This window comes from Flavobacterium sp. CLA17 (genome assembly GCF_013112255.2).
GTDB classification, from domain to species: domain Bacteria; phylum Bacteroidota; class Bacteroidia; order Flavobacteriales; family Flavobacteriaceae; genus Flavobacterium; species Flavobacterium circumlabens.
This window is the reverse complement of sequence record NZ_CP068294.1, coordinates 3,909,609-3,930,164: the sequence shown is the minus strand read 5'-3', so window position 1 is coordinate 3,930,164 and position 20,556 is coordinate 3,909,609. Positions and strand designations below refer to the sequence as shown.

General features: G+C 34.9%; 12 protein-coding genes. 6 read left to right on the top strand and 6 right to left on the bottom strand.

Features of this window, described 5'->3' with window-relative positions; translation table 11 throughout:
• Positions 1-108: 108 nt before the first annotated feature.
• Positions 109-2,556, bottom strand: coding sequence for a bifunctional aspartate kinase/homoserine dehydrogenase I (gene thrA / locus HAV12_RS16075; protein ID WP_171570543.1), 2,448 nt, complete (start codon positions 2,554-2,556; stop codon positions 109-111).
• A gap of 640 nt (positions 2,557-3,196) precedes the next feature.
• On the opposite strand from thrA, the gene hutH reads away from it, so the two are divergent.
• From hutH to HAV12_RS16055, 4 genes are all read left to right on the top strand, one after another.
• Positions 3,197-4,711, top strand: coding sequence for a histidine ammonia-lyase (hutH, locus tag HAV12_RS16070; RefSeq protein WP_171570542.1), 1,515 nt, complete (start codon positions 3,197-3,199; stop codon positions 4,709-4,711).
• Between the two features lie 48 nt (positions 4,712-4,759).
• A complete protein-coding gene (locus tag HAV12_RS16065; protein ID WP_132033244.1) occupies positions 4,760-5,404 on the top strand; it encodes a DUF47 domain-containing protein in 645 nt (214 codons plus the stop codon).
• Between the two features lie 33 nt (positions 5,405-5,437).
• The gene (locus tag HAV12_RS16060) at positions 5,438-6,769 is read left to right on the top strand and encodes an inorganic phosphate transporter (protein WP_171570541.1); all 1,332 of its coding nucleotides are present in this window, start codon (positions 5,438-5,440) and stop codon (positions 6,767-6,769) included.
• Between the two features lie 159 nt (positions 6,770-6,928).
• The gene (locus HAV12_RS16055; protein ID WP_171570540.1) at positions 6,929-8,338 is read left to right on the top strand and encodes an SMI1/KNR4 family protein; all 1,410 of its coding nucleotides are present in this window, start codon (positions 6,929-6,931) and stop codon (positions 8,336-8,338) included.
• Between the two features lie 140 nt (positions 8,339-8,478).
• On the opposite strand, the gene HAV12_RS16050 is transcribed toward HAV12_RS16055, so the two are convergent.
• The 3 genes from HAV12_RS16050 to HAV12_RS16040 form a co-directional block, all read right to left on the bottom strand.
• Complete coding sequence (locus tag HAV12_RS16050) at positions 8,479-9,000, bottom strand: DUF421 domain-containing protein (protein ID WP_240345279.1); 522 nt, start codon at positions 8,998-9,000, stop codon at positions 8,479-8,481.
• A gap of 94 nt (positions 9,001-9,094) precedes the next feature.
• On the bottom strand, positions 9,095-10,465 hold the full coding sequence (gene rimK / locus HAV12_RS16045) for a 30S ribosomal protein S6--L-glutamate ligase (RefSeq protein WP_171570539.1): 1,371 nt from the start codon (positions 10,463-10,465) through the stop codon (positions 9,095-9,097).
• Positions 10,466-10,608: 143 nt separating this feature from the next.
• Positions 10,609-13,155: an ATP-dependent Clp protease ATP-binding subunit gene (locus HAV12_RS16040; protein WP_171570538.1), complete on the bottom strand. Its 2,547-nt coding sequence runs from the start codon at positions 13,153-13,155 to the stop codon at positions 10,609-10,611.
• 258 nt (positions 13,156-13,413) lie between these two features.
• Between HAV12_RS16040 and gyrA the strand changes: the two genes are divergently transcribed.
• Both gyrA and HAV12_RS16030 read left to right on the top strand, forming a co-directional pair.
• A complete protein-coding gene (gene gyrA, locus HAV12_RS16035) occupies positions 13,414-16,059 on the top strand; it encodes a DNA gyrase subunit A (RefSeq protein ID WP_171570537.1) in 2,646 nt (881 codons plus the stop codon).
• Between the two features lie 44 nt (positions 16,060-16,103).
• Entirely contained in the window at positions 16,104-17,372 is a 1,269-nt protein-coding gene (locus HAV12_RS16030; RefSeq protein ID WP_132033254.1) for a lipopolysaccharide assembly protein LapB, read from the top strand.
• A 103-nt stretch (positions 17,373-17,475) separates the two neighbouring features.
• Here HAV12_RS16030 and HAV12_RS16025 read toward each other — a convergent pair whose 3' ends face one another.
• Together HAV12_RS16025 and HAV12_RS16020 are read right to left on the bottom strand one after the other, a co-directional pair.
• Positions 17,476-17,895: an OsmC family peroxiredoxin gene (locus HAV12_RS16025; RefSeq protein ID WP_132033256.1), complete on the bottom strand. Its 420-nt coding sequence runs from the start codon at positions 17,893-17,895 to the stop codon at positions 17,476-17,478.
• Positions 17,896-18,213: 318 nt separating this feature from the next.
• The gene (locus HAV12_RS16020; protein ID WP_171570536.1) at positions 18,214-20,202 is read right to left on the bottom strand and encodes a DUF349 domain-containing protein; all 1,989 of its coding nucleotides are present in this window, start codon (positions 20,200-20,202) and stop codon (positions 18,214-18,216) included.
• Between the last annotated feature and the right edge of the window lie 354 nt (positions 20,203-20,556).

Sequence of the window (20,556 nt, the reverse complement as noted above, 5' to 3'; positions counted from 1 at the left end):
GCACAAAGGCTTTCGCTACTCTATTTTTAAAGGTTCAAAGAGGCAGAGGTTCAGAGGTTCAAAGATTTTACCTCTGTCCCTTTGCACCTTTGCACCTTTGTACCTCAATTAATTATTTCCTATTCGAATTACATCCGCAAAAATCCCCGAAGCGGTAACGGCAGCACCGGCTCCGGCACCTTTTATGAGCAGCGGCTGATCTATATAGCGGTCTGTGTAGAACAGAACGATATTATCTTTTCCTTCTAAATTGTAGAAAGGATGATCTTTTGGAATAAATTGCAGGCCAACGCTTGCTTTTCCGTTCTCGAATTTAGCAACATATTTTAACCTTGAATCTTTACTAAGAGCTTCTTGATAAATAGCCCCGAAATGTGGAGCGTGTTTGATTAAGGAAGCAAAAAAGTCTTCGTTGTTTGTGGTTGCTAGACATTCTGCCGGCAAAAAGGATTCGTTGGCGATCGCATCAATATCCATTTCATAACCACTTTCGCGAATAAGAATCAGGATTTTACGGGCAACATCGATTCCGCTCAGGTCAATTTTCGGATCAGGTTCTGTAAATCCCTGAACTCCGGCCTCTTTAACCACATCATGAAAAGAATTATCCTTATCGAAGTTATTGAAAATGAAGTTCAGACTTCCGGATAAAACCGCTTGTATTTTATGCACTTTATCACCCGAAGCGATTAAGTTTTTAACGGTATCAATAATAGGCAATCCCGCTCCAACATTCGTTTCAAACAAAAACGGGGCATTATATTGACGTGATAGGTTTTTTAGTTTTTTGTAATTGTCATAAGCAGAGGAACAGGCAATTTTGTTGCAGGTTACAACGGCAATACTTTGTTTTAAGAAATTCTCATACGTTTCAGAAACGCTTGCATTGGCGGTAATGTCTACAAAAATACTGTTACGTAAATTCAGTTCTTTGGCACGTTCTATAAAAGCTTCCTTGTTTGCAGGTTCCCCTTTATCTAAATCAGCCTGCCATTCTTTCAAAGAAATTCCATCCTCATCGAAAAGCATTTTTCTGGAATTGGACAAAGCGATTACGCGAACATTAATTTTCAGGTTGTCTTTTAAGAATTTCTTCTGGTTGTGAATTTGTTCGATGAATTTTTCGCCCACGTTTCCAACGCCCATCACAAATAAATTAAGCTGTTTGGTGTTTTCCTCAAAGAAATTTTCGTGTAGTGTATTCAACGCTTTTTTAACATCTCTTTCGTTAATTACAGTCGAAATATTTCGCTCGGAAGCACCTTGCGCAATCGCACGAATATTCACGTTGTTTTTACCAAGAGTACTAAACATTCTACCGCTTAAACCCTGGTGATTTTTCATGTTTTCACCGACCAAAGCGATGATACAAAGATCTTTTTCGACGATACACGGATCAATCTTGTTTTGAAGAATCTCTATTTCAAAAGCCCTGTTGATTGCCGCTTCAGCATTTTCAGCATCTGAATTTAAAATTCCGATACAAATCGAATGCTCGGAAGAAGCCTGAGTAATGAAAATAACATTGATTTTTTCCTGAGATAATACTTCGAACAAACGTCTTGATGAACCCGCAACTCCAATCATTCCGGGACCTTCTAATGTTACCAGCGAAATATGATCAATATGGCTGATTCCTTTTACCACGGTATCTTTTGACGAAACATGGCTCGAAATTAAAGTTCCCGCAGCTTCCGGTTCAAAAGTATTTTTAATTAAAATGGGAATATTTTTTCGTAAAACAGGCTGAATGGTTGGCGGATACAGCACTTTCGCTCCGAAATGTGATAATTCCATCGCTTCCTGATATGAAATAGTGGCGATAGGCTGTGCCTGTTTTACAATTTTCGGATTAGCAGTAAACATTCCGTTTACGTCAGTCCAGATTTCCAGTTGCTCGGCATCAAGTGCTCCGGCAATAATAGCGGCAGTATAATCAGAACCGCCACGACCTAAAGTGGTAGTAATTCCATCAAGAGTTAGAGCAATAAATCCGGGTAAAATATTGATTTGGGCTTCATTTTGGGCAAAGTATTCCTGAATCAGCTGATTTGAAATTTCAAAGTTTACAGCTGCTTTTCCAAAGTCAGCATTTGTCTTAATGATTTCGCGGCTGTCTTTATAAACGACATTTTTATTGATTTGCTGATACGCCTGTGCAATGATATAAGAGGAAAGCAATTCTCCAAAACTTAAAATGGTATCGGCAGTTCTTGGAGATAATTCCCCCAGTAAAAAACAACCGTCTAATAATGTTTCTAAATGGTTGATGATTCTTTTAACATGGCTTAGCAAACTGCTTTGTTCACTTACCGGAATCAATTCTTTTAAGGTGTCCAGGTGTTTTTTCTCGATTTCGGCAACAATTTCGCTGAAACTCTCATCATTGGCAGCTGCTTTTCCAGCCGCCAGCTGAAGTAAATCAGTTACTTTACTTAAAGCAGAAACAACAACAACTAATTTTCCCTGTTTTGATTTTTGGTTTATAATTTCGAGAACGAGCTTTATATTTTGTGCATTGGCAACCGAAGTTCCGCCAAATTTTAATACTTTCATTTTGATATTTTTTTTCTTTTACGCAAATATTTTTATGTATCCAATACCTTTCTTCTTTTTAGAAAAAAGTATAGATAACCAGGATTATATGTAAAATGTATACCCCTACGGGGTAGTTGTTGTAGTAGAAGTTGTTGTAGCAGCAATCGCAACTCTTGTTTGAGTTGTCATTGTAGATTGATATTTTGTGCTGTTACTTTTCATTTTTGATTTTTCAAAAGTACAGATTTTTATAAAAGCTAAAAAATCCTAATTGCCTTTTTACGAATATTTTAATAATTCAAATCTCATGAAATTAATATTGAATTTTTGTCAGGATTGAATCTGATAAATTGATGTATTCGTATATTTATTCTGGTTTGAAAGACTATTTACAGAAGATAATCGTCTGATTTTTAATAAAAATGTTTATCAATAAGATGAGTTTAGTCTATGAAATTAGTAGGATTTTTTTTTTTCGATCTTTTCGCGGGGCTTTGTATTTTTAATTTTTTCATTGAAAAGGGGTTTATTTGTATGATTACTATTGTGAAATAAATAAAAGGGAAGAATTTGTTTCTGTCAAATTTTAATTATTATGAACAAATGTTGCTTTTTAATATTGATTTGCTGAATTTTGGCGTCTAAAATTACAAACACCATGAGAGAAATCCATTATATAAGTACTGAAACCTTAAGTTTAGAAGCTTTACAAGAGATCATTGTGAATCAAAAAACACTTGAATTATCTGAGGAAGCAAAAGTAAATGTTCAGAAATGCCGTGACTATTTAGATAAAAAGATGGCAACACACTCTGAACCGATTTATGGGATCAATACGGGTTTCGGATCGCTTTATAGTGTGAAAATCTCTACCGAAAATTTATCAAAACTTCAGGAAAACCTCGTAAAGTCACATGCTTGCGGAACCGGAGAAGAAGTGCCGGCTGAAATTGTAAAATTGATGTTGTTACTGAAAATTCAATCCTTAAGCTACGGACATTCGGGAATTCAGTTGCAGACCTTAAATCGTTTGGTCGATTTTTATAACAATGATATCTTACCTATAATATATACGCAGGGTTCGCTTGGAGCTTCCGGAGATTTAGCACCTTTGGCCCATTTATCTTTACCATTATTAGGAGAAGGTGAAGTGTTTTTTGAAGGTAAAAAAGTACATTCCCGCGAAGTTTTAAAACATTTTAACTGGGAACCAATCGTTTTGCAATCAAAAGAAGGTTTGGCTTTGCTAAACGGAACACAGTTTATGAGTGCTTATGGAGCTCATATTTTAATTAAAGCGTATAAATATTCGTATCTGGCAGATTTAATCGGAACTATTTCTTTGGAAGGTTTTGATGGTAGAAGCGAACCATTCAACGAATTGATTCATTTTATACGTCCTCACAAAGGACAGATTGTTACCGCTCAGCGTATTAATGAATTTCTGGAAGGAAGTGAAATTATTGAGCAGGAGAAAAAGCACGTTCAGGATCCCTATTCTTTCCGTTGTATGCCTCAGGTGCATGGTGCTTCAAAAGATGCAATTGACTACGTTCGAAAAGTATTTAAAACAGAAATCAATTCGGTTACAGATAATCCAAATATTTTTATTGAAGCCGATCAGATTATTTCGGGCGGAAATTTCCACGGACAACCTTTGGCTTTAGCTCTGGATTTTATGGCAATTGCCCTGGCGGAATTAGGAAGTATTTCTGAAAGAAGAACCTACCAATTGATTTCAGGATTGCGCAATCTTCCCGCATTCCTGGTTGATAATCCGGGATTAAATTCAGGATTTATGATTCCGCAATATACAGCAGCCAGTATTGCAAGTCAGAACAAACAATTGGCAACACCATCAAGTGTAGATAGTATTGTTTCGAGTAATGGTCAGGAAGATCACGTAAGTATGGGAGCAAACGGAGCGACAAAAGCGCTGCGTGTAATGGATAATTTAGAGCGTATTCTGGCAATTGAATTGATGAATGCATCTCAGGCTATTGCGTACAGAGAACCTTTAAAGTCAAGCGAATTTATCGAAATGTTTTTAAGCAGTTACAGAGAAGTGGTGCCTTTGGTAAAGGAAGATCGAATTTTGCATTATGATATTGAAAAAACCGTTGAATTCCTGAGTAGTTTCCAAATTGAAAATGATTTGTTAACAATGGCTTAACATTGTAAAATAATATTGAAGTAATTTTGCGCTATCAAAAATATAAAAATGTCAATAAACAGTATTTTCCAATTTTTAGTGCCGAAAGACAAGAAATTCTTTCCACTTTTTGAAGAGGCTTCAAGCAATTTAATTGAATTGGCTTCTAATTTACACGAAGCTGTAAATCTTCCATTAAAAGAAAGAGAAGTTCTTTTTCAAAAAATTGATGAATTAGAGCAAAGAGGAGAAGACATTACGCGTCAGACCAATTTAGAATTGAGTAGAAATTTTATTACTCCGTTTGACAGAGAAGACATTCACACATTAATCACTTCTATAGATAACGTAGCCGATTACTTGCATGGTGCTGCCAGCAGAATGAGATTGTATCAGGTTGACAAGATTACAAAATCTATCAGAAAAATGACAGAAATCAATCTTGAGGCTTGTCAGAATATTGATAGTGCAGTAAAAGAATTGAGAAATTTAAATAATTTCAAAGTTATTAAAGATGCTTGTGCCAGAATTAATAAACTGGAAAACAAGTCAGATACCGTTTATAACAAAGCAGTTTTTGAAATTTTTGAAAACGAAACAGACGCTAAAAATATTATTAAATATAAAGAAGTTTTATCTGTTTTAGAATCAGCTACAGACAAGTGTAAGAGCGTTGCAAACATACTGGAGTCTATTTCTGTAAAACATTCTTAAATTTAATTTATTTCATTCTGAAGTTATAATTTTATGACGCTACTTATAATTATTATAGTATTAGCTTTAATTTTTGATTACATCAATGGTTTTCATGATGCGGCAAATGCTATTGCTACAGTTGTTGCGACAAAGGTATTAACGCCTTTTCAGGCCGTACTTTGGGCAGCATTTTTTAACTTTCTGGCTTATTGGGTTTTCGGATTTGGTGTTGCGGATACTGTTGCAAAAACAGCGCATACCATGGAAATTAACCTGGTTGTTATTCTGGCCGGTGTTATTGCAGCGATTTGTTGGAATTTATTGACCTGGTGGCTTGGAATCCCTTCGAGTTCTTCTCATACCTTGATTGGTGGTTTTGCAGGAGCAGCAGTTGCTCACGCTATAGCAGTACACGGTTTCTCAGGTTACATGGGCGAAGATGGAGTTACACATTATTGGTACGAAATCGTAAGCTGGTATAAAGCAGGAAAAGACGGCGGAATGCCTTCAGGAGTTTTAATTATTATTGCTTTTATAGTTTTAGCACCATTGTTAGGAGCGTTGGCATCGTACTTAATTTCAATCTGGTTGTTAAATGCTTCCCGTAAAGTTATTGGTCCAAAAATATTTACAGTAGTGCTAATGATAGCAACCGTTTGGTTGGTTAGCAGTCTAATGGTGCCTTATGAAGAAATCGATAAACCAAGATTTGCATCTCATTTTTGGAGTGTAGCTTTCGATCCGCATAATATTAAATGGTTTTTGGTAGCTTTTATCATCTTAACAGTAAGTGCTTTTTGTTTGATATTCAGTAGTTTAAATTTACATCAGGCAGATGCTGCTTTGAAAAAAATGCAATTATTGTCGTCTGCAGCTTTTAGTTTAGGTCATGGTGGAAACGATTCTCAAAAAGTAATGGGTATTATTGCTGCAGCTGTAGCGGTATATATTCACACCAATCCTGGTGTTCATATGGACTCCTGGTTAGATGTTGTGTTGCCAAACGATGACTTAGGTATAAAAGGAGTAATGCCGGGATGGATTCCCTTAGCGTGTTATTCTGCAATTGCAGCAGGAACTTTGAGTGGTGGTTGGAAAATTGTAAAAACAATGGGATCTAAAATCACAAAAGTAACTTCATTTGAAGGTGTGGCTGCTGAAACTGCCGGAGCACTGACACTTTATTTTACAGAACATTTAAAAATTCCGGTAAGTACAACACATACAATTACAGGTTCTATCATCGGGGTTGGATTAACAAAACGTGTATCTGCCGTTCGTTGGGGTGTAACGGTAAGTTTGATCTGGGCCTGGATATTAACGATTCCTATATCGGCTTTGTTGGCAGGTTTGGTATACTTTATTTTAAGTGTATTTATTTAATAGTAAAATGATTTATGTGAAATGTGAGATGTGAAAATCTGAATTTATCTATATAATAAAAAAGCTGGTTTCATTCTGGAGCCAGCTTTTTTTTTGTCAGATAATAAATTGTTTTAAAGTTGTAAATGTATTTATATTTACTTTGAAATAAGTGATAAAATGAATGAGTTAAATCAAATAGAGAGAATTAAAAGTAAGCTGATTATAGCCAAAAATACAGATAGGAATTTAAAAGTATTTGGTGCAGGATATCATAAATATTTTTTAGGAAAAACGGTAAGCGAGTTTCAAATTTCAGAATTTGAAAAAGATTATAATTTGAGACTTCCAGAGTGTTACAGATCATTTTTACTTCATATTGGAAATGGAGGAATTTCGCATTCAAATTCTGGAGCAGGACCTTTTTACGGAATTTATTCTTTTGGTGAAAACATCAAGGAATTGATCTATGAAAATACAAAGCAATATTTGAAAGAGGATTGTAAATTATATCCAAAAATGACAAATGAATTTTGGTACGAACTAACCAAAAACATAGAAGAAAATGATGCTATTTCAGATGAAGATTTTGATACAGAATTAGGAAAAATATATTCAGGAATATTGCCTCTTGGCACTCAGGGTTGTAGTTATTATCATGCGCTTATTTTAAATGGTGAGTTTAAAGGCAGGGTTATTAATGTTGATTGTGACAGGCAAAAACCAGGATTTGCTTTTGAGTTCAATTTTTTGGACTGGTATGAAAGATGGCTTGATGAAGTAATATCAGGAGATTTGATAATAGATACACCAAGTTGGTTTGGATACAAAGTGGGTGGTTTAACAGCCGATATTTTAGAAAAATATATTTCAGCCACAGAAAATGAAACTAAAATAGAATGTCTGGAGGGAATCTTAAACAAGCAAAAAATAAGTTTTGAAGATATTGATATAATAGAGGTGCAATATAAAATAAGTAATGGCGAAATAAAAGAGAAACTTCTTCAGATCCTTGCCAAATTTGATTATGAGCGGGCAAAGCCTTATTTAATTGATTTTACAAAAGAAAGTTTATTGAGCGTTTTTCAGTTTGTATTTTGGTATGCAAAAGATAAAAGTTCAGATTGGTTGGAAATTATAGAAGCTAATGCTGAAAAAATTAATAACGAGGAAACGTTTCGATTTTGTACTTATTTGTTAAAAGAAATGAATATTGATTATGGTAATTTTATTGTCCCGTTTACTTCTAATGAAAGTGAAAACATAAAGATTAGCGCTTATTATTCGCTTGGTCAGTTAAAAAATAAGGCTAATTATATCGATAATTTTATTGTAGGCTTAAACGATAATTCTAATAGGGTTATTCATTCGGCATTACAGGCTTTAAATGGAGTAATAGATAGAAAACTTTTAATTCATTATAAAATGATTGCAGAGAAATTCACTAACGAACAAGATTATATTTTATCAAATTTGAATCATAATCTTAAATTATTCGGATTGTCTGCAACAACCATTAAAGCTGTTAATATTGATGAATTTAAAATGATTGATATGAACGAGAAGAAATGGTTTGAGTTCTGGAAATAAAAAAGCTGGTTTCTATTTGAAACCAGCTTTTTTATTTGTAATGGTTATAATGAAATACCAATATTTAAAATTCCAAATTCCAAAAATGAAAGCGTATAGTTGGGATTTGGAATTTTAAAAGATTGAAATTTTTATTTAAATTATTTTCTAAAATTCTTATGATTGTGTTTTCGCTTGTAATGAGTTTGCTTAAGATTCTTTTTGTCTTCTGAAATTACACTAATGGTACCGTCAATTTCGAGCATACAAAGCTTTACATCCGTAAAATGTTCTAATCCGTGTTCTCGCATCGCTTCTTTTAATTCGTCGTTAGAAATGTCTAATTTGCTTAAAGATTTGAAATCTAATTTTCCGTTGTGAATTAAAATTTCAGGTTTGTCTAAAAGCAAATCATTGAGCAGTTTGTATCTGTGGGTTAATTTTTTTATGACAAAATTGATTATAAACAACACCAAAGCAGCAACTAAACCTCCCCACAAACTCGTATCCGGACCAACCATTGCATTTTGAACCGAATTACTAATCAGTAAAATCAGGATAATATCAGCTGTATTTAGCTGCGATAGTTCTTTTTTTCCGAAGATTCGTAAGGCAATGGTCATGAAAAAATAAACCGCAGCACTTCGGCCAATAATATCTAGATAAGGAATTAAAGGTAACATCATTTTATTTTGAATTTAAAAAAAGCTTTGTCAAAGTTTAAACTCTGACAAAGCTGCTAAATTAATTATTCGGTATTAAGTTTAAATGAACTGTTTATATAAGCTTAAAATTTTTCTCAATCGCTCTGATCATTTCTCCTGCAATATCTTTATTAGTTGCGCCTTCAATCCCTTCAAGACCCGGAGAAGAATTTACTTCAAGTAATAGCGGCCCTTTTGAAGAACGAATAATGTCAACACCAGCCACTTTTAAATCCATTGCTTTTGCGGCTTTTATAGCTATTTTTTTCTCTTCGGGAGTTACTTTTATAATAGAAGCCGTTCCTCCAAGATGTATATTGGCTCTAAATTCACCGGGCATTGCTTCACGCTGCATTGCTGCAACTACTTTTCCGTCAATAACAAAACAACGAATATCTTTTCCGTTTGCTTCTTTGATGAATTCCTGCACTAAAATGTTTGCATTTAAACTTTTGAATGCATTAATAACGCTTTCTGCTGCTTTTTTGGTTTCTGCCAAAACAACGCCTTTTCCCTGAGTTCCTTCCAGTAATTTTACGATTAACGGAGAACCACCCACCATTTTGATTAAATTGTCTGTATCTAAGGGAGAATTGGCAAAACCGGTGGTTGGAATATCAACACCGCTGTTTAACAACAATTGCAGCGAATATAATTTATCACGTGATTGTGTTATGGCAGTTGCCGAATTCAGACAAAAAACCTTTAAAGCTTCAAACTGACGTGTTAAAGCACAACCGTAAAAGGTAATACTTGGCCTGATTCTCGGAATAATAGCATCAAACTGATTTAGGATTTTTCCGCCTCTGTAATGAATTTCAGGAGTCTTGGCATCCAGTTTCATATAACATTCCTTGATATTCAGGAAATGCATTTCGTGACCGCGCATTTCGCCGGCCTCCATAATTCTTTTATTGCTGTATAATTCAGGATTACTCGCCAAAAGCCCGATTCTTAAGCCGGAGGTTGCTTTTTCTGAATTTTGATACAATTCTTTTAATGCTTCCGGAGTTGGCTGCCCTAATAAGTATTTTTCTTCGGGATCCACCAGCACACGTCCGCTCATGGCTTCACGACCTAAAAGCATTCTGAAACCCATTGAATCCCGATTGGTCAATGTCATTTCTATAGGCCATTTTACATCGCCAATTTTAAGGTTGGTCTGGATCACATAACGATGTTCTCTAAAACCGCTTGAGCTTTTTACAATTCTTTTGTCAACCAGCGGAGCTTCACAATGTATGACAGTTTTGATATTATTCTGAATAGGATTGATATCAAATTTTACCCAATTGGCATCATTTTTTATAAAAGGAGCTATGTTTATAGCGTGCATTGCCGAGGTTTTGGCACCGGAATCTACACGGGCTTTAATTGTTGGAATTCCTAATTCCGGAAATGAGCACCATTCTTCGCTACCTAAAATGACTTTGTTTTGAAGCATACTTTATTATTTGTTTTTATAGAATTTAATAGCCAAAAATAGCTATTTGCTTTTACTAAAGATAGTGATTTATCTAAAAAAAATACCCGTTATGTTATGAAAACGTAACGGGTAAATTATAATTGTTATAAATTTAAACTAATTTACAGATTAGTCGGTTCCTCGGCTTTGTGTATTTCTACAGAAAGTTCCTGGGAATCTTCTTTCAGGTCCATTAAAATTTCATCACCTGAATGTATTTTTGAAGTTATGATTTCTTCAGCCAACAAATCTTCAACGTATTTCTGGATAGCTCTTTTTAGTGGTCTTGCACCAAATTGTCTGTCAAAACCTTTCTCAGCGATAAATGCTTTCGCTTTATCAGTAAGACTTAAACTATATCCTAATTCAGCAATACGGGAATATAGTTTTTTAAGCTCAATTTCTATAATCAAATCAATATCTGCTTTTTCTAATGCGTTGAAAACGATAACGTCATCAATTCTGTTTAAGAACTCAGGAGCAAAAGTTTTTTTCAATGCATTTTCAATGATGCTTTTTGAATTGTCATCGGCCTGGGCGACTTTAGCAGCAGTACCGAATCCGACACCTTGTCCGAAATCTTTCAATTGACGTGCACCAACGTTAGAAGTCATGATAATGATCGTGTTTTTAAAATCGATTTTGCGACCTAAACTGTCTGTCAGATAACCATCATCCAAAACCTGAAGCATCATGTTGAATACATCAGGGTGTGCTTTTTCGATTTCATCTAATAGCACAACGCAATATGGTTTTCTGCGGACTTTTTCAGTCAATTGACCACCTTCTTCGTAACCAACGTATCCCGGAGGCGCTCCAACTAAACGCGAGATAGCAAATTTCTCCATGTATTCGCTCATGTCGATACGAACTAACGCATCTTCAGAATCGAATAATTCTTTGGCTAAAACTTTGGCTAATTGCGTTTTACCAACTCCGGTCTGACCTAAGAAAATAAACGAACCAATGGGTTTGTTCGGATCTTTAAGTCCGGCCCTGTTACGTTGAATAGAACGTGCAATTTTAAGAACGGCTTCGTTTTGACCAATTACTTTGTTCTGAATTAATTCAGGTAATTTAGCCAGTTTATTGCTTTCTGTTTGTGCAATTCTGTTTACGGGAATTCCGGTCATCATAGAAACAACGTCGGCTACATTGTCTTCTGTAACTTCAATTCTGTTGTTTTTAGAATCTTCTTCCCATTGTTCTTGTGCGACAGCTAAATCTTTTTCGATACGTTTTTCATCATCTCGAAGTTTGGCTGCTTCTTCATATTTTTGTTTTTTAACAACCATATTTTTGTTTTCGCGCACTTCTTCTAACTGACGTTCCAAATCTAAAATTTGTTTCGGGACATCAATATTGGTAATGTGTACGCGAGAACCAGCCTCGTCAAGAGCATCAATAGCTTTGTCCGGTAAAAAACGCTCAGACATATATCTGTTTGTTAATTTAACACAAGCTTCAATAGCTTCCTGCGAATAGGTTACATTATGGTGATCTTCGTATTTGTCTTTGATATTGTTTAGGATAGCAATAGTCTCCTCAACAGAAGTTGGTTCCACTATTACTTTCTGGAAACGTCTTTCTAAAGCACCATCTTTCTCAATGTACTGTCTGTATTCGTCAAGAGTTGTAGCTCCAATACATTGGATTTCTCCTCTTGCCAAAGCAGGTTTGAACATGTTTGAGGCATCAAGGGAACCAGTGGCTCCACCGGCACCAACAATGGTGTGTATTTCATCAATAAAAAGAATAATGTCATCGTTTTTTTCAAGCTCGTTCATTACGGCTTTCATTCTTTCTTCAAACTGACCGCGGTATTTTGTTCCGGCGACTAAGCTGGCCAGGTCAAGCGTTACCACACGTTTGTTGAAAAGAATACGCGACACTTTTTTCTGAATGATACGTAAAGCTAAACCTTCTGCAATAGCAGATTTACCCACTCCGGGTTCTCCGATAAGAAGCGGGTTGTTCTTTTTTCTACGGCTCAGGATTTGAGAAACACGTTCTATTTCTTTTTCACGCCCTACCACAGGGTCCAGTTTTCCTTCTTCCGCCATTTCTGTTAAATCTCTCCCAAAATTATCTAAAACCGGAGTCTTTGATTTTTTGTTTGACTTATTGGCGGGATTGTTGAAACTACTTTCTTTCAGACTGTCATCTTGTCCTGAATCATCATTATACGATTCGTTTCTTGGCAAGTTTTCTAAGAATTCTTCTTCGCTTGGAGTCATATTTAAATATTGTTCTTTAGCTATGTCATAATCTATTTTTAGTTTATTCAACAGCTTGGTTGTTGGATCGTTTTCGTTTCGTAAGATACATAACAGCAAATGCGCCGTGCTAATCGATGAGCTCTGGAATACCTTTGCTTCAAGGAAAGTGGTCTTCAGTGCTCTTTCCGCCTGACGCGTTAGATGAAGATTCTTCTTTTCGGCATTGATTTCAACGCTTTGATTGGCTGGACTCAGTACTTCTACTTTTCTGCGTAAATGATCTAAATCAACAGCAAGGTTATTGAGGATATGAATGGCTTTACCGTTTCCATCTCTCAAAATGCCCAGCATTAGATGTTCAGTACCAATAAAGTCGTGACCCAAACGTAAGGCTTCTTCTTTACTGTAAGTAATAACATCTTTTACTCTTGGTGAAAAATTATCATCCATAATATTATTAATTGTATTGTAAATTTAGTGAATTACTGTATGAAAAACAAAAACCGTACCCTTCACAATCTCATGACAGCTAAGAGACAAAAAAAAAGACAATAAAAGCGTTAAAAAACGCTTAATTTATTAACCAAAAGCTAAAATAAAGTTGTTAATAAATCATTGAAATAAGTGTAAGGAAATAGCTGAAAAAATTTCAAAAAAACGTATCTTGGCACGCTTTGAAACTAATATAATTATTTAATATAACAACTTATGTCTGAAGGAGAAAAGTTAATTCCTATTAACATAGAAGATGAAATGAAATCAGCTTACATCGATTATTCGATGTCAGTAATCGTATCAAGAGCACTTCCTGATGTTAGAGATGGCTTGAAACCAGTGCATCGAAGAGTTCTTTATGGAATGTATGACTTAGGAGTAACTTCAAGATCTGCCCACAAAAAATCGGCGAGAATCGTAGGGGAGGTTTTGGGTAAGTATCACCCACACGGAGACACCTCTGTGTATGACGCAATGGTTCGTATGGCTCAGGAATGGAGTATGCGTTATTTATTAGTAGACGGTCAGGGTAACTTTGGTTCTGTCGATGGTGACAGTCCTGCAGCAATGCGTTATACTGAGGCCAGAATGCGTAAGATTTCAGAAGACATCATGGCAGATATCGAAAAAGAAACAGTTGATTTTCAATTGAACTTTGACGATACATTATATGAGCCAAAAGTAATGCCAACCCGAGTTCCTACTTTGCTGATCAATGGAGCGACAGGAATCGCAGTAGGTATGGCAACCAATATGCCTCCACACAATTTAACTGAAGTTATCAACGGTACATTAGCGTATCTTGGTAATAACGATATTGAAATTGACGAATTAATGACACATATTAAAGCTCCGGATTTTCCAACCGGGGGTATAATATATGGTTATGAAGGTGTTCGTGAAGCATTTAAAACCGGTAGAGGGCGTATCGTAATGCGTGCCAAAGTTGGTTTTGAAGAAGTTGACGGAAGAGAATGTATCATTGTGACCGAGATTCCATATCAGGTGAACAAAGCCGAAATGATCAAACGTACGGCTGATTTGGTTAATGATAAGAAAATTGAAGGTATTGCGAATATTCGTGACGAATCAGACAGAAACGGTATGCGTATCGTTTATATCCTGAAACGGGATGCTACGCCAAACGTAGTTTTGAATACCTTATATAAATTCACTTCATTACAATCTTCTTTTAGTGTAAACAATATTGCTCTGGTAAAAGGTCGCCCGCAAATGTTGAATCTAAAAGATATGATTCATTATTTTATTGAGCACCGTCATGATGTTGTAGTTCGAAGAACTCGTTTTGAATTGCGTAAAGCAGAAGAAAGAGCGCATATTTTAGAAGGTTTAATTATTGCGTCTGATAATATCGATGAAGTAATTGCTATCATCAGAGGTTCGAAAAATACGGAAGAAGCCCGTGAGAAATTAATCGAAAGATTCAATTTATCTGATATACAGGCTCGCGCGATTGTTGAGATGCGTTTGCGTCAGTTAACGGGACTGGAACAAGATAAGTTAAGAGCTGAGTATGAAGAATTAATGAAGTTAATCGAGCACTTAAAAGCTTTATTGGCTGATGTGGATCTAAGAACTAATCTGATTAAAGAAGAGCTGGAAGAGATTCGTGAGAAATACGGAGATGCCCGTCGTTCTCAAATTGAATACTCCGGTGGAGATGTAAGTATCGAAGATTTAATTGCCGATGAAAATGTGGTTATTACCATTTCTCATGCCGGTTATATCAAACGTACCAACTTAACAGAATACAAAACTCAAAACAGAGGCGGAGTTGGACAAAAAAGTGCAGGAACAAGAGATCAGGATTTCCTTGAGCATATGTTCGTTGCTACCAACCACCAATATATGATGTTCTTTACGCAAAAAGGAAAATGTTTCTGGATGCGTGTTTACGAAATTCCGGAAGGAAGTAAAACTGCAAAAGGAAGAGCAATTCAGAATCTGGTAAATATTGAAAGCGATGATAAAGTAAAAGCTTTCATTTGTACTCAGGACTTAAAAGACAAAGATTATATCAACAGTCATAACCTGGTAATGGTAACCAAAAAAGGTCAGGTTAAGAAAACTTCTCTGGAGAAATATTCTAAACCAAGGGTAAATGGGGTTGCTGCTATTACAATTAAAGAAGGGGATGAGTTACTGGAAGCGAAATTAACTAACGGAGAAAGCCAGATTATCTTGGCGGTTAAATCCGGTAAATTAGTTCGTTTTGAGGAAACAAAGACACGTCCAATGGGAAGAACAGCTTCCGGAGTTCGTGGAATTACGCTAAAAGACGATACCGATGAAGTAATTGGTATGGTTACTGTTGATAAAGATGATGTTAACGATTCACAAATCTTAGTGGTTACAGAAAATGGATACGGTAAACGTACCAAATTAGTAGACGACGACGGAGAAGATGTTTACAGAATCACGAATCGAGGTGGAAAAGGAGTTAAAACATTGAACATCACTGAAAAAACAGGAAAACTAATTTCGATTAATGCTGTAACAGATGCTGATGATTTGATGATTATCAACAAATCAGGATTAACTATCAGAATGGCAATTGAAGATTTACGTGTAATGGGTCGTGCAACACAAGGGGTTCGATTAATTAACTTAAAAGGAAAAGATTCTATCGCTGCAGTTACAAAAGTCATGAAAGATGATGTAGCCGAAGTTATTGTTGATGAAGACGGAAACGTTATAGAATCAGCTATTGAAAGAGTTAAGCCTGATCTGGAAGTTCTTGAAGATGATACCGTAGTCGAAGATGATGACGACGATTCTGATGAAGAAACAGAAGACGAAGATGATTCTGAAGAAGAAGAAGAGGAATCTGAAGAATAAAAGAAAACCACAAAAAATAAAATTAAATATACAAATTGAATACTATGAAAAGTAAATATGTAATACTTGCGTCAGCATTATTGATTTCAGTAGCTACTTTTGCTCAAAAAGATCAGATTAAAAGTGCAGAGAAAGCATTAAAAAACGGAGATGCCCAAGGAGCAATTTCGATATTGAAAGATGCTGAAAATTTAGTAGTAAATGCCAAAGATGTTGAACAGGCACAATACTATTTTGTAAAAGGGAATGCTTATCTTGATTTAGCTACTAAAAAAGTAGATGAAAGCAAAAGCTTGTCTCTTGCAGCCGAAAGTTATAAAAAGTTAATTGACGTTGAAAAAGAATCCGGGAAGCTAAAATATTCTACTCAGGCAGCTACTTCAATTACTCAGATTAAAGGAAATTTAATTAATTCAGCAATTGCAGATACTCAGGCAAACAAAAATGCTGAAGGAGCAAAAAAATTGTATGATGCCTATTTATTAGATAAAAAGGATACAATCAATTTGTACTATGCGGCTTCAACATCGGTAAATGCTCAGGATTATGATTTGGCTTTACCAATGTACGAAGAGCTGAAAAAAATTAATTACTCCGGAAAAGGGACTAGTTATACAGCTTTAAATAAAGCTTCTGGTAACGAAGACGGTTTTAATACGGTTAACGAAAGAGATTTAGCTGTAAAATTAGGGACTCACGAAAAACCTAAAACAGAGGCTATTCCTTCTAAAAGAGGAGAGATTTACAAAAATCTTGCTTTAATTTTAGTTCAGAAAGGTCGTATCGAAGATGCTAAAAAAGCAATTGCCGATGCAAGAAAAACAAACCCGGAAGATTCTTCTTTGTTGCTTACAGAAGCAAATTTATACCTTGAGACCAAAGATTTTGATACCTACAAAAAATTAGTGGGTGAGGCTTTGCAGAAAGATCCAAACAATGCAGATCTTTTATTCAACCTTGGAGTAATTAGCGGGAATGCAAAAAATCCTGCTGACGCTGAAAAATACTATTTGAAAGCGATCGAAATTAATCCAGGTTATACAAATGCTTACCTTAATCTTGCCGCATTAAAATTAGAAGCTGAAAAACCAATTATTGATGAAATGAATAAATTGGGTAATTCTGCAAAAGATATGAAGCGTTACGATGTGTTAAAAGCACAAAGAGAGTCTGTTTTTAAAGGTGTGATTCCTTACCTTAAAAAAGCAAATGAATTAGATCCTAAAAATGAAGATGTTGCTAAAACATTATTAGGGGTTTATAAAGCATTAGAAATGACAGCTGAAGCAAAAGCTTTGAAAGCTACAATGTAGTTCTTTGCACAAAAAGACAATATTTTAAAAATCCAAATTCCAAAAGATGCTCGGCATAATTGGAATTTGGATTTTTTTTATTGTTTTTTTTTAAGTATGTCCCTTAACTGATTAATGTAGCAGAAAGTGTAATTGTCGTATTTAAAAGTTTGGAAATCGGACAAATTTCTTTCGCTTTAAGAGCTGTTTTTTCGAATTCCTCAGCTGAAATTGAGGGAACTTTTCCTTTCAAGTCCAGATGGATCAAAGTTATGGTTCCGTCTTCAAAAGTTACTGTTGCTTCTGTAGCCAGGTCATCTGCCGTAAACCCTCCTTCGTTTAGCAAAAAACTTAATTGCATCGTAAAACAGCCGGAATGAGCTGCGGCAACCAATTCTTCAGGATTTGTTCCAACGCCGTCTGCAAATCTTGTTTTAAAGGATAATTGAGCCTTATCCAGTGTTGTACTTTGTGTACTTATAGTTCCTGTTCCCTCCATGCCCGTTCCTTTCCAGTTGGCATTTGCTTTTCTTGTAAATTTCATATTAGTATTTTTTAGAATTATTTAATTAATTGATCTTCAGTAAATAATGTACTATCAAATATAATCAATATTTTACAGAATTGTTTTAGGAAAGTTAAGGACAATGTTAAGTTTAGGGTTTCAGGTTGAAATGATAGTAGACGAATTAACCGCGAGGCACGCTAAGGTTTGTTTTTTATATTACGCTTAAAACGCAAAGTTCGCAAGGCTTATACTTATGTAGCTTTGCGAACTTTGCGTTTTTGTAGAATTTTACGTATAAATAAACCTTAGCGTGCCCTTGCAGTAAAATGCTATGTTTATTTAACCTGACAATTGCTATTGATTCAGATTACGTAATTGCTTTAGTTTATCTTTCCAGACTTCCAGGCTCTCTTTGTGAATAGCAATGTTTTTGCGAACTTCAAGAACAATGGAATTCTCTTTTTTTGCGTTTTTAGTATTCGTAAAAAACTGAATGTTATTCTCTAATTGGAAAATTTCGTTTTGAACTTCTTCAATCTTACGCATCAGGAAGATTTTCTCGTTGTCCAGCTTTCTCGTGTCATTACTTTCGGATAATGAATCAATTCGGTTAGAGAAACGCATCATCTCCGTTTCTTTTTTGCTCAAACTTAATTTTTCAAAAAGAGCATCTAAGATTTTATTGAATTTTCCTTCAATGTGACGTCTTGAGAATGGTACTTTTCCAAATCCTTTCCAGGTTTCAATATGCAGTTTTATAGCATCTAAATCTGTTTTATGGTCTCCGGTAAGCTGATAAGCTCTAAGGATATCCAAATAGGCTTTTTTATTGTCAAAAGCAGCTACTTCATCACCATTTTCTTCAGATTTATGTTCTTTTAATTTGTCAAAATAATGATTACACGCGTCTTTAAATTCCTTCCAGATTTTATCTGAATATTTCTTAGGAACGTGGCCAATTTGTTTCCACTCATCCTGAATTTGCTTCATGATTGGAGTAGTGGCAGTAAAATCGGTACTTTCCTGTAACTCTTTGGCTTTCGCCACAAGTGCCATTTTTTTATTTAAATTATCGTTTTGATCTTTCTTAATGTCTTTATAAAACGAATTTTTGAAAGAATTAAAATTTCTAACGGCAGTTTTAAAAGCAGCCCAGGTTTGCTCATTTACTTCAGATGGAACTTTTCCGGCAGCAAAAAACTCATTTCTAAGGGCTTCTACTTTTTGAATCTGAACCAGCCATTGCGCGTGAGAACCTACTTTTTCGGTACCTAAAACTTCCAATGTAGCAATAATTCCTTTTTTTATTTCCAGATTTTGTTGCTCATTGGCTCTGTGACTTTCAAATAAAACTTCCCTTTTATCGTGAATTTTTTTAGTCAGTTCACTAAATTTATTCCAGATCGTATCGCGGTGTTCTTTCGAAACAGGCCCAATGTCTTCTTTCCAGATTCTGTGTAAATCCTGTAATTCTCTAAATGATTTACTGATGTCAGTTTCATTTACTAATTCTTCAACGCGGGTTATAATTTTTTGTTTTTGCTCCAGATTGTATTTAAAATCCAAATCTCTGGCTTCACGGTCCAAATGTAAATAATCATAGAAATTTTCTACATGGAAGTGATAATTATTCCAAACGTGATTGTATTTGTCTTTTGGAATTGGTCCTGCATTTTTCCATCTTTCTCTTAAATCATTAAAATGTTTAAGCGTGTCTTTGATGTTTTCCTGCGGGTTTATAAGTTCTTTTAGTTCTTCAACAATAGCAAGGCGATTGTCTAAATTTGATTTTAAGTTGGTTTGTAAATGTTTAAAATGAACATTTCTCTTTTCCCTGAAAACATTATAATATTCGTCAAATTTAGATTTTAACGGAGAATGGTATTCAAATTCTTCATTTGGATCTTGTTTAGAAGCATTAAATTCTTCTCTTTTTTCCTCAATCAAATGATTGTATTGTAATAAAAATGCTTTTTTGATTTCTTCAATATGATCTTTTACAGACATCGCTTTATCTGTATGGACAAGATTTTTCAATTCGTCAACAAGTGCATCTAACGAAAAAGTATCATAATCCTGCATAGGAATATCATGGCGCTCTTTCAGCGTCTCATCTTCACTCTCTTCCGCATTTGAATTGGTTATGGCATCCAATGCTTCCTGATGGTCTGTTTCTGTAGCTTCAACTGTATTTTCTGGCTCAGTTTCAGTATTTGAAACAGAGTCTTCAGCTGTTACTTCAGAATCTGATGTTTCAGTTGCATCGTCTTGTATAGAATCAGTTAATTCGATTCCTGATTTTCCGTCTGCTTCTTGCAGGTTATCATTCTTTTCTTCTAACATTTTAAATGTATAAGGTTTATTGTTTTTAAACAGAGCGAAAGATAGTAAAGGTGTTTCTAAATACAAAATAAATCGTTTGTTTATACGCTATTTTGCAATGAAATTCTTATTTATTGCTCTGTTTAGCAAATATGATATTGATTTTTTTATCCTTTTTTTTGAAGTTAATATAAAATTTGAATGACCAGTATTTTTAGAAAAATCATATTAAATGATTGTTTTTAACCTTCTGATTCTGATTTTATTTTAAGGAATCTTTTAAAACGAAATGGTTTTTCTGCCGAATTTTAAAAACGCATTATTTTGAAATCCGTTTAAGGCAGGGTGTGTCGAAAAGTAATAGCTGCAGCAATC

What these genes read in the sequence shown, in the direction of transcription:
- hutH (WP_171570542.1), top strand. Translation starts at nt 3,197, where the DNA reads ATGAGAGAAATCCATTATATAAGTACTGAAACCTTAAGTTTAGAAGCT.
- thrA (WP_171570543.1), bottom strand. Translation starts at nt 2,556, where the DNA reads ATGAAAGTATTAAAATTTGGCGGAACTTCGGTTGCCAATGCACAAAAT.
- HAV12_RS16065 (WP_132033244.1), top strand. Translation starts at nt 4,760, where the DNA reads ATGTCAATAAACAGTATTTTCCAATTTTTAGTGCCGAAAGACAAGAAA.
- HAV12_RS16055 (WP_171570540.1), top strand. Translation starts at nt 6,929, where the DNA reads ATGAATGAGTTAAATCAAATAGAGAGAATTAAAAGTAAGCTGATTATA.
- HAV12_RS16020 (WP_171570536.1), bottom strand. Translation starts at nt 20,202, where the DNA reads ATGTTAGAAGAAAAGAATGATAACCTGCAAGAAGCAGACGGAAAATCA.
- HAV12_RS16025 (WP_132033256.1), bottom strand. Translation starts at nt 17,895, where the DNA reads ATGAAATTTACAAGAAAAGCAAATGCCAACTGGAAAGGAACGGGCATG.
- HAV12_RS16060 (WP_171570541.1), top strand. Translation starts at nt 5,438, where the DNA reads ATGACGCTACTTATAATTATTATAGTATTAGCTTTAATTTTTGATTAC.
- HAV12_RS16030 (WP_132033254.1), top strand. Translation starts at nt 16,104, where the DNA reads ATGAAAAGTAAATATGTAATACTTGCGTCAGCATTATTGATTTCAGTA.
- HAV12_RS16050 (WP_240345279.1), bottom strand. Translation starts at nt 9,000, where the DNA reads ATGTTACCTTTAATTCCTTATCTAGATATTATTGGCCGAAGTGCTGCG.
- gyrA (WP_171570537.1), top strand. Translation starts at nt 13,414, where the DNA reads ATGTCTGAAGGAGAAAAGTTAATTCCTATTAACATAGAAGATGAAATG.
- HAV12_RS16040 (WP_171570538.1), bottom strand. Translation starts at nt 13,155, where the DNA reads ATGGATGATAATTTTTCACCAAGAGTAAAAGATGTTATTACTTACAGT.
- rimK (WP_171570539.1), bottom strand. Translation starts at nt 10,465, where the DNA reads ATGCTTCAAAACAAAGTCATTTTAGGTAGCGAAGAATGGTGCTCATTT.